The sequence below is a fragment of the Acidisoma sp. C75 genome, assembly GCF_054665095.1.
The window spans coordinates 122,180-132,260 of sequence record NZ_BAAFHD010000011.1; the positions used below are offsets into that span (position 1 = coordinate 122,180).

The 10,081-nt window shown below is 69.4% G+C and carries 7 protein-coding genes; 3 read left to right on the forward strand and 4 right to left on the reverse strand.

Features of this window, described 5'->3' with window-relative positions; all coding sequences use genetic code 11:
• Window positions 1–40: 40 nt before the first annotated feature.
• From ACYQ7X_RS15220 to ACYQ7X_RS15230, 3 genes are all read right to left on the reverse strand, one after another.
• Window positions 41–1,402: an alpha,alpha-trehalose-phosphate synthase (UDP-forming) gene (locus ACYQ7X_RS15220; protein WP_459697912.1), complete on the reverse strand. Its 1,362-nt coding sequence runs from the start codon at window positions 1,400–1,402 to the stop codon at window positions 41–43.
• A 37-nt stretch (window positions 1,403–1,439) separates the two neighbouring features.
• Window positions 1,440–2,183, reverse strand: coding sequence for a trehalose-phosphatase (gene otsB / locus ACYQ7X_RS15225; RefSeq protein WP_459697913.1), 744 nt, complete (start codon window positions 2,181–2,183; stop codon window positions 1,440–1,442).
• A 227-nt stretch (window positions 2,184–2,410) separates the two neighbouring features.
• On the reverse strand, window positions 2,411–2,863 hold the full coding sequence (locus tag ACYQ7X_RS15230; RefSeq protein ID WP_459697914.1) for a YraN family protein: 453 nt from the start codon (window positions 2,861–2,863) through the stop codon (window positions 2,411–2,413).
• Window positions 2,864–3,148: 285 nt separating this feature from the next.
• On the opposite strand from ACYQ7X_RS15230, the gene ACYQ7X_RS15235 reads away from it, so the two are divergent.
• Both ACYQ7X_RS15235 and ACYQ7X_RS15240 read left to right on the forward strand, forming a co-directional pair.
• Window positions 3,149–4,243 (forward strand): aldose epimerase family protein, encoded by a 1,095-nt coding sequence (locus ACYQ7X_RS15235; RefSeq protein ID WP_459697915.1) that lies wholly within the window; start codon window positions 3,149–3,151, stop codon window positions 4,241–4,243.
• Window positions 4,244–4,357: 114 nt separating this feature from the next.
• Window positions 4,358–7,540 carry a Hint domain-containing protein gene (locus tag ACYQ7X_RS15240; protein WP_459697916.1) on the forward strand — a complete coding sequence of 1,061 codons (3,183 nt, stop codon included), beginning with the start codon at window positions 4,358–4,360 and terminating at the stop codon, window positions 7,538–7,540.
• A 27-nt stretch (window positions 7,541–7,567) separates the two neighbouring features.
• Here the strand turns inward: ACYQ7X_RS15240 and ACYQ7X_RS15245 are convergent, their stop codons facing one another.
• Complete coding sequence (locus ACYQ7X_RS15245; RefSeq protein ID WP_459697917.1) at window positions 7,568–9,112, reverse strand: cryptochrome/photolyase family protein; 1,545 nt, start codon at window positions 9,110–9,112, stop codon at window positions 7,568–7,570.
• 83 nt (window positions 9,113–9,195) lie between these two features.
• Here ACYQ7X_RS15245 and ACYQ7X_RS15250 point away from each other — a divergent pair.
• The coding region (locus tag ACYQ7X_RS15250; protein WP_459697918.1) for a PPK2 family polyphosphate kinase at window positions 9,196–10,081 on the forward strand (886 nt) is incomplete at its 3' end.

A 10,081-nucleotide genomic window follows, 5' to 3' on the forward strand; every position in this document is an offset into this window, starting at 1 on the left:
AGGCTCCGCCCCGGCCCGACCACGGCGCCGGGGCCGCGCCTTACGGGCGAAGCGCCTGGAGGAAGGTTTCCGTGAAGCGTTGCGGCGTGCCGGCCCACACCCGCTCGCGCAGCGCCTGCCACCGCTCCTTGCGCTCGCCGAGTTCCATCGTCAGCGCCTGATTGATCGCTTCCGCCACCTCATCGGCATCGAAGGGGTTGACGATGAGCGCCTCTTTCAGCTCATCCGCCGCCCCGGCGAAGCGCGACAGGATGAGCACGCCGGGATCCGCGCTCGACTGCGCGGCGACATATTCTTTGGCCACGAGGTTCATGCCGTCGCGCAGCGGCGTGACGAGCGCCACCCGCGCCACGCGATAGAAGCCGGCGAGGCTTTTGCGGGAGAGCGCGCGAGTCATGTAGCGAATCGGGATCCAGTCGAATTCCGAATAGCGCCCGTTGATATCCCCCACCTGCCGGTCGAGCGTGCGGCGCAGCTGCTGGTAGCGGTCCACATCCTCGCGCGAGCGGGCGGCTACCTGCAGCATGGAGATCTGGCCGCGATGCTCGGGGAATCGCTCGAGCAGGCGGTCGAAGGCACGGAAGCGATTGGGCAGGCCTTTCGAGTAGTCGAGCCGGTCGGCGCCGATCGCGAGCGTCCGGCTGAAGAGGCTTTCGCGGATGCGCCGCACCTCGGCGCCGCGGGAGGAGCGTGTGGCGAGGCCGGCAAATTCCTCGGCATCGATGCCGATCGGGTCGCTGATCGTGCGCACCACGCGGCCTTCGTACTGAAACGAGCCGTCGGCGGCGGCGGAAATCCCAAGGAAGGTCTGCACGCAGGAGAGAAAGGCGTTGCGGTGCTCGTCGGTATGAAAGCCCACCACGTCGTAGGCGCACATGCCGCGCAGCAGTTCCTCGCCGCAGGGCATGGCTTCGAGGATCTCGGGCGGGACGAAGGGGATATGCAGGAAGAAGCCGATGCGCTGGGTGATCCCCTTGGCGCGCAGCGCCTCGCCGACCAGGAAGAGCTGGTAGTCATGCACCCAGACGAGATCGTCCGGCTTGAGCAGCGGCGTCAGCGCCTCGGCGAAATAGGCGTTGACGGCGCGGTAGCCAGCATAGTGGTGGCGTTCGAAATCGAGGAAATCGAGCCGGTAATGCAGCAGCGGCCACAGAGCGCTGTTGGAGAAGCCGACGTAGTATTCGTTATATTCCCGGTCGGTCACGTCGATCGTCGCATAGGTGACGCCTTGCGCCTCGTGCAGCACCGGGGTGCGCCCGCCCTGGCCGCGCTTGCCGCTCCAGCCGAACCAGAGCGTGCCGGGCGCGAGGCCGCTGCCGAGGGCGACGGCGAGCCCGCCGGCGCGCGGGGCGCGTTCGGTCGGGATCTGCACGCGATTGGAAACAATGACGAGGCGAGACAAGGCTGCTCCTTCCCTGCGGCTGAGTGATCCGATGTCGTCAGGCGGCCGGCGGCGGCGCGAGCCGATCCGCCGCCACCCGCAGCCAGGCGCGCACGGCGGCAGGCTCGCCGCCGAAATCCCGCGCGACATGCAGGCCGCGGCCGCCCCGCCGCTCGGCTTCGGCCATGCCTTCCTCATCCGTCACGTCATCGCCGATGAAGAGCGGGATGCGGCCGGCGAAGGGCGCTTCGGCCATGAGATGCGCCACCGCCTCCCCCTTGCCGACGCCGCGCGCCCGCACCTCGAAGGCCATCAGCGCGGGAAGAAGCTCGGCCTCCCCGGCGGCCGGGGCGATGAGATCGCGCATGAAGGCCTCGATAGCGGGGCCTGCCGCCGGCGCCTGGCGATAATGGACGACGAAGCCCACCGATTTCCGCTCGATGAAGGCGCCGGGCCAGGCGGGCAGCGCCGCTTCGATCCGCGCGATCCACGTCTCACGCCAGGGAAGCTCAGCGCTCATCTCCCGCGGCTCGCCGTCGGCCAGGCGGAGCCGCGCGCCATGTTCGGCGGCGACCGCGATGCCGGCGCCGGGAAAAAGACGATCCACATCCGCGAGCGGCCGGCCGGTCACGATTGCGAGAGCGCCGGAGAGTGCCGCCGCAAGACGCCGCAGGGTCTCCGGCAACCCCGCCTCGACCACCACGAGATCGTGCCGCGGCGCGATGTCGAGCAAGGTGCCGTCGAGATCGAGGAAGAGGGCGGTTTGCGCGGTCAAGGGTGGCGGGGTGGCGGGATCGGGCATGCCGGTCTTCCTGTTCAGCGCGTCTATTCCGACAGACCAGGAGGCAAGGCGGCGCGCGATGCCGCTTGCCCGCCTGGCTTACCGAAATCCGGGAGGCGCGCGCATCGGGGCCCGATCCGCCGCGCCTCCGCTCAGCGGTAGCGCCCCCTGGCTATCCTGGGGTCGCCGCTAGAGATAGAGCGGTTTGGCGGAAAAGCCACCCCAGAGGAGGATGGTTCGCGGCCGGATCATGCGGCGTCGCGGAAGGCATCCGGCACATGCTGCATGCGGCCCTGGCCATCGAGCAGCCAGGCATCGAAGCGCATGCCGCGCGCCCCCCAGTCCGGATGCTCGCCCTGCAGGATGGCCGCTGCCGCGCAAAGCCGGCGCTGCTGGCGGGGGCTGATCGCGGCCCCGGCATCGGCCAGCGTCGCCCGGCTCTTGACCTCGATGATGGCGAGGATCCCCGCCTGTTCGGCGACGATATCGACCTCGCCGGCTGGTGTGCGCAGCCGCTGGCCATGGATTTCCCAGCCGGCAGCGCGGAGCGCGGCGGCCACCCGCTCCTCCCCAGCCACGCCATCGGCCTGGGCCCGCTTGCCGCGCGCGGCGCGGCGGGCAGCAGGGCGCCCGCCCCGCTCGGCGGCGGTCGTGGGGTGGCTGGGCCAAGCAGCCAATTCCCGGGCCCGATCCAAGAGCATCCTCGTCCCCCTTTTCCGTCTCCCGCGCGATGGCGCGAGCCGCCCGGTGCCGAAGGCCGCCGCAGGCGCCCTTCCTGTGCGACACAACCCATGGTAGCAAGACACGAACGGATAGGGAACGAATTTTTCCCACGTCGGCGGCCGGCGCGGCCACCCGCCTTCGATCGCCATCCTCACGGCACCCAATCGGCATCCTTCCGGTTCCGGCGGCTCAAGGCCGCTCTGGGCGGATCGCCCCGTGGCGGCTAGGCTTTACCCGCCAGCGACAGAAAGAGAGAGGCGTTCATGACCAGCCAGACGACGGGCAGCAAGGTGGGCGTTACCCACACATCCTTCGCGACCCTCAGCTCCGGCCAGGAGGTGACGGAATACTGCATGCGCAACGCCTCCGGCTTCGAACTGCGCTTTCTCGATCGCGGCGGCATCATCACCGCCATCATGGCGCCCGATCGCGCCGGCAAGCTCGCCAATGTCACCCTCGACCACGCCCCCCGCGCGCTCTACGAGGAGAATCCGGGCTATTTCGGCGCGCTCATCGGCCGCTACGCCAATCGCATCGGCGGCGCGCGCTTCCCCCTCGGCGGGCGGACCATCACGCTCGCGGATAATGACAGGGGCAACTGCCTGCATGGCGGGCTGGTCGGCTTCGACAAGGCGCCCTGGTCTGTCCAGGCGGCGCAGAGCGGCCTCGCCGTCTCGGCCGTGCTCCGCCATACCAGCCCCGACGGTGACGAGGGCTTCCCCGGTGCGCTCAAGATCGAGGTCGTCTATAGCCTGCACGAGCCGGGCGAGTTCCGGATCGACTACCAGGCGACCACCACCGCCGAGACGGTGGTCAACCTCACCAACCACGCCTACTTCAACCTTGCCGGCAACGATCAGGGCTCGGTGCTCGACCATATCGTCGAAATCCAGGCCGAGCGCTTCACACCCGTGGACGAGACCGGCATCCCGACCGGGGAGCTGGCCCCCGTCGCCGGCACCCCGCTCGACTTTCGCACGCCGAAGCCGATCGCGGCGGGGATCCGCATGGCGCATCCGCAGATCCTCCGCCAAGGCGGCTACGACCATAACTGGGTGCTCGACAAGCCGGCGCCCGACGCGCTGACCTTCGCCGCCCGCGCCTACGAGCCGCGCAGCGGCCGCATCATGGAGGTGGAGACGACCGAGCCCGGCCTGCAATTCTACACCGCCAACTATTTCGGCGGAAAATCCGCCGGCAGCGGCGGCGCGGCCTATCGTCAGTCCGATGCCTTCTGCTTCGAGACCCAGCATTTCCCCGATTCGCCCAACAAGCCGCATTTCCCGACGACCGTCCTGCAGCCCGGCCACATCTTTCGCTCCACCACGATCTATCGCTTCAAGACCGACCGCGGCTGAGCATGGCGGAACTTATTGCGAAATTATAAACGCGACTGGTCGTTTCGGCAGAGATTTTTGTTTTGTTAAGCATCCTCGCGGTATCGCTCGCCGAAGAATCGTGAGGGAGGCGGCATGTCCGGGCTGAACGACGCGGCGCAGGCGCTCGGGGCCAACCTCGCCGCCTCCCTCTACGGGGTCAGCGGCCAGGGCATCAAGATCGGCATCATCTCCGACAGCTTCGATGCCAATGGCGGTGCCGCCGCCCAGGTCTCGGCGGGGAATCTGCCCGCCGCCGTCACCGTTCTCTCGGATAGCCCCAGCGGCACCGATGAGGGCCAGGCGATGACCGAACTCGCCTATCAGATCGCGCCCGATGCGAGCTACTATTTCGCCTCTGCCGGCTCATCGCTGCAGGATTTCGCCAATGCGGTGACGGCACTGCAGAATGCCGGTTGCGCGGTCATCATTGACGACATCGCCTTCCCCGCCGCGGAATCCTTTTATCAGACGGGCACGGTGCTCGATCAGGCGATCAAGGCCGCCGTCGCCGCCGGGGTGAGCTATTTCTCCGCCGCCGGCAATGACGGCAACGACTATCTGCAGCAGGGATTTACGCCCACGAGCCTGGCGCTGCCTGGCATCGGGCAGGTGACGGCCAATGATTTCGGGGCTGGCAATCCCTATCTCACCCTCACCATCGCGAGCGGCGCGGAAGCGATCATCGGGCTGCAATGGGCACAGCCCTTCGCCTCCATCGGCAATGGCCCGGGTGCGGGCAACAGCCTCGCCTTCTACCTGCTCGACATGCAGGGCAATATCCTCGCCTCGGCCACCGCCGACGCGATCGGCGCGGACCCGGTGCAGGCGCTCGCCTTCACCAATACCACGAACAGCACGGTCTTCCGCCTCGTCGTCGTCGAGAATGGCAGCGCGATCACACCGACCGGGCAGAACTTCACGCTCTATACCGCCAATGGCGCGGCAAGCTTCGTCAGCCCGGCGGCGGGCAGCGGCACGGGCGATATCTACGGCCACGAACTGCTTTCGGGCATCAATGTCGTGGGCGCCGTCGATTACGGCACCGCGCCCGCTTTCGGCGGCACGCCGCAGATGGCGAGCTACAGTTCGGTCGGGCCCGGCACGATCCTCTACGGCCCGACCGGCGCGGCCCTCCCGACGCCTGCGACGCCCAATGCCCCGAGCTTCGCCAGCGTCTCCGGCAGCCCGACCGCCGTGCCGGGCTTCCTGAGCTTCAACGGCACCTCGGCCGCCGCCCCCAATGCCGGCGCGGTAGGCGCGCTGATGCTGCAGGCCGATGCCGCCCTCACCCCGGCACGGCTCAGCGCGCTGATGGCGCAATCGGCGATCCCGGTGGCGGCACCCCTCGGCAATGCCGGCGCCGGCCTGATCCAGGCGCGGGCGGCGGTGGAACTGGCGGTCGCCGCCGGCGGCACGCTCTGGACGGCGGGTGGCGGCGGGGCTTGGGCGATGGCGGCGGACTGGTCGTCCGGCACCCTGCCGCTGAGCACGACGGCGGTGATGCTCGGCGATGATTTCGGTGTCATCACCGCGGGCTATACCATCACCGTCTCCAGCGGCGGCGCGAGCGCTGGCGCCCTCACCCTCTCCGCGCCCGCGGGCATCGGCGTCGCCCTCACCATCGGCGCGGGCGGCACACTCGCGGTGGGCGGGGCGAGCGGCGGGCCGATCACCGAGGGCGATCTGCTGGTCGCCGCCCAAGGCACGCTCGGCGTCGCTCAAGGGGTGCTCTCCGTGAGCGGTTCGCTCAATTCCAACGATGGCACCGTCATCATCGCCGCGGGCCGCGTGACCGCCGGGGATTTCGTGCAGAATGCCGGCAGCCTGCAGATGGGCGGCGGCGCGGGCGCCAGCAGCCTCACGCTCGGGGGTGCGACCGGCCTCAACGAGACCGGGGGCGCGATCACCCTCGGCCAGGCGGCCCTGGCGCAGGCAAGCCTCGTCCACGTCTCCGCCGCGTCGCTGACGATCGGCCAAGGCGGGACGCTGAGCGCCACAGGCGGCCTCAGCCTCGCCGACGCCACCCTGGCCGATGGCGGAGACCTCAGCGCCCAGGCCGCGACGATCGGCGGCGGCAGCGCGACGATCACCCAGGGCGGCAGCCTCGCGGTGAGCAGCCTCAGCCTCGCCGCCTCCGCCATCACCGGCGCGCCCGCGGCGATCACGATCTTCGGCACGGTGACGGATACCGGCAGCCTCGGCGCCGCCGGGCCGGGCAGCGGCGGCACGATCAGCATCGGCTCGGGCGGGGCGCTGACCCTTGGCGGGGCTGCCTCCGGTGTCAGCCTCGCCCTCGCCGGCACCGGGCTGATCGACTTCACGGCGAGCGACGCCAGCCTGCTCACCACCGCCCTCACCGCGCCGATCTATGGCCTCGCCGACGGCACCAGCACCGTCGAATTCGGCGCGCTGGCCTATTCCCCGCTCGACAGCGCGATCTATGCCAACGGCACCCTCGGCCTCTATGACGGCAGCCAGAGGCTGGCGCAGCTGATGCTGGACCCGACCGCCGCCTATGGCAGTTTCGCGCTGAGCGCCGGGGCGGGAGACAGCCTCGCCGTCGCGAGCCTCGCCTGCTTCCTCGCCGGCACCGAGATCCAGACGGCGCGCGGCCCGCGTGCGGTGGAGAGGCTACGCCCGGGCGACCGGGTGATGACGCTGGACGGGATCGCCGCGCCGATCACCTGGATCGGCCGGCGGCGGCTTTCTGCCCGCCAGCACCCCGACCCCGAGGCCGTCACCCCCGTCCGCATCCGCGCCGGCGCCTTCGCGCCCGGCGTGCCTTCCCGCGATCTCTACCTCTCGCCCGATCATGCGATCTATGCCGAGGACGTGCTCATCCCCGTCAAATACCTCATCGACGGTTACGGCATCGAACAGGTTTGCGCCGAGCGGATGACGTACTACCACCTCAAGCTCGACCGGCACGACATCATCCTCGCGGAGGATCTGCCGGTCGAAAGCTATCTCGATATCGGTGACCGCGATCATTTCGAGGGCGGCACGCGGATGACCCTGCATCCGAGCTGGGGGCAAGGCCGGCTCGATCCGGCGCTGGTTATGGCCGCCGCTGCCTATGCGCCGCTGCGGGTGACGGGGGCGGAGGTCACGCGCGTGCGGGCGGCACTCGCCTCCCGGTGGGGCGCCCTGAGCTTTGACCATGGCCGGAGCGGGACGCGGAGCCACGCTCGGAACCAGAACGACAACCAGCGCCCGGCGGCCGGGGCGGCCAAGCGGCCCGCATCGCCGCCGCGCCGCGCGCGCCGCCGCGCCTGAGGGCCGGCGCCGCGAGAGCCCCGCGGCTCAGGCCTCTGGCAGACTGGCCAGGAACGCCTCCGCCTGGCGGACGATCGCCGCCCGCTTCTCGCCCTCCATGCGCCGGAGGGAGGCATAGATCATGCTCATGCGCTGATTGCCGGCGAGCTTCCGCTCATGCGCGATGAGGAAGTTCCAGTAGAGTGCGTTGAAGGGGCAGGCCCGCTCGCCGATGGTCTCCTTCACCGCATAGCGGCATGAGCGGCAGTAGTCGGACATGCGGTCGATATACTTGCCGCTCGCTGCATAGGGCTTGGAGCCGAGATAGCCGCCATCGGCATGCAGGATCATGCCATGCACATTGGGCAGTTCCACCCACTCATAAGCGTCGAGATAGACGGAGAGATACCATTCCGCGACCGCGGCCGGCGCCGCGCCGATGAGCAGCGCGAAATTGCCGAGCACCATGAGCCGCTGGATGTGATGGGCGTGGGCGCGCCGCCGCGTCTGGTCCACGCATTGACGGAGGCAGTTCATCTCGGTCGCTCCGCCCCAGTAGAGCGCGGGCAGCGGGCGGTCTGCGCCGAAGGTATTGCTCTTCGGATAATCGGGCATCTTCAGCCAGTAGATGCCGCGAACATATTCCCGCCAGCCGAGGATCTGGCGGATGAAGCCTTCGACCGCGTTGAGCGGCGCATGGCCCGCGTGATAGGCGGCCTCGGCGGCGGCGCAGGCGCGGCGTGGATCGAGCAGCCCGGCGTTGAAATAGGGCGAGAGCACGGCGTGGAACAGCCGATCCTCCCCCGCGCGCATCGCGTCCTGGTAATCGCCGAAGCGGGGCAGGCCATGGCGGATGAAATGGCTGAGCGCGGCCTCCGCCTGCTCGGCCGTTACCGCGTAATCGAAACCATCGAGCGTGCCGAAGTTCTTCGGGAATTCGCGCGCGACGAGATCGAGCACGGCTTTGGTGATCGCATCGGGCGGGACCGAGAAGGCCGGCGGCAGGGCGATATCGGGCGGCAGCGGCTTGCGGTTCTCGGCATCGAAGTTCCACGCGCCGCCCTCGGGCTCGCCCTCGCGCATGAGCAGCCCGGTCTCGTGCCGCATCTCGCGGTAGAAGAACTCCATGCGCAGTTGGCGCTTATGCCCGGCCCAGGCGCGGAAGCGCGCGGGCGTGCAGAAGAAGCGCGTATCCTCGCGGATCTCGACCGGAATGCCAGCCGCCGCCTCCCACGTCTGCATCGCTTCGAGCACGCGGTATTCGCCCGGGAATGTGGTGACGATCGCGCCCGCGCCATGGCGCCTGGCGGCGCGCGCCACTTCACCGGCGAAGCTGCCGGTATTGCCGGGATCCTCATAGTCCACGTAATCGACGGTGAAGCCCGCGGCGCGCAGCGCCTCGGCGAAATGGCGCATGGCGGAGAAGAGGAAGGCGATCTTCATCGGATGATGCGGCACGTAGGTCGCTTCCTCGCGGAGCTCCGCCATCAGCACCACATCCCGCGCCGGATCGGCATCGCTGAGCGCGGCGATCGCCGGGCTCAGCTGGTCCCCGAGAATGACGCGCAGCACGGGCTTTCGTTCTTGCCTCATGCCGCCGATATAGGGGTGGGGTGCGAGCGGCGCCAGCGCCGCGCCGCGGCCGGGGCGGCGGCGGCACGAGACGGGAGATCGCCATGACCGAGCTTTTCGCGGCCGAATCCGCGCTCGATGCCTTGTTGCGGGCCTGCACCGTCGGCAAGGGCGGCAAGATCCACCTCGGCGACTGGCCGAGCGACAGCCGGGTGGAGGGTTTGGGCAAGCGGGCCGGGCGCGTCGCGCTCGACGCCAGCGTCAAGGCGATCGCGGCGCTGCAGCAGCGGCTCTTCGCCGAGCAGCGCTGGGCCATCCTCGTTATCCTGCAATCCATGGATGCCGGCGGCAAGGACAGCACCATCCGCCACATCTTTCGCGGGATCGACCCGGAAGGCCTGCGCGTCACCTCCTTCAAGGCGCCGTCGCGGCTGGAACTGGGGCAGGATTTCCTCCGCCGCACCCATCAGGGCCTGCCGATGCGCGGCGAAATCGCCGTCTTCAACCGCAGCTATTACGAGGAGGTGCTGATCACCCGCCTGCACCCCGAGATGCTGGCGGCCGAGCATCTGCCGAAGCCCGAGATGACGGATAAGATCTGGCAGCATCGGCTGGAGGATATCGCGGGGCATGAGCGCTACCTCGGGCGCCAGGGGATGCCGGTGCTGAAGTTCTTCCTGCATCTCTCGCGCGAGGAGCAGCGGCAGCGCTTCCTCCGCCGCATCAACCGGCCGGACAAGCTGTGGAAGTTCGACCCCGCCGACATGGCCGAACGCGCGCTTTGGCCGCATTACGCCCGCGCCTATGCGGAGGTGATCGGCGCCACCGCCGCCCCGCATGCGCCCTGGATCATCGTCCCGGCGGACCATAAGTGGGTCGCCCGCCTGTTGGTCGCGCACGCCCTGCGCCGGGCGCTGGAAAAGCTCGACCCGCGCTATCCAGAGCCGACGGAAGGGCTGCGCGCGGCCGCCGCGGCGGCCAAGACGGAGC

What these genes read in the sequence shown, in the direction of transcription:
- otsB (WP_459697913.1), bottom strand. Translation starts at nt 2,183, where the DNA reads ATGCCCGATCCCGCCACCCCGCCACCCTTGACCGCGCAAACCGCCCTC.
- ACYQ7X_RS15230 (WP_459697914.1), bottom strand. Translation starts at nt 2,863, where the DNA reads ATGCTCTTGGATCGGGCCCGGGAATTGGCTGCTTGGCCCAGCCACCCC.
- ACYQ7X_RS15235 (WP_459697915.1), top strand. Translation starts at nt 3,149, where the DNA reads ATGACCAGCCAGACGACGGGCAGCAAGGTGGGCGTTACCCACACATCC.
- ACYQ7X_RS15240 (WP_459697916.1), top strand. Translation starts at nt 4,358, where the DNA reads ATGTCCGGGCTGAACGACGCGGCGCAGGCGCTCGGGGCCAACCTCGCC.
- ACYQ7X_RS15245 (WP_459697917.1), bottom strand. Translation starts at nt 9,112, where the DNA reads ATGAGGCAAGAACGAAAGCCCGTGCTGCGCGTCATTCTCGGGGACCAG.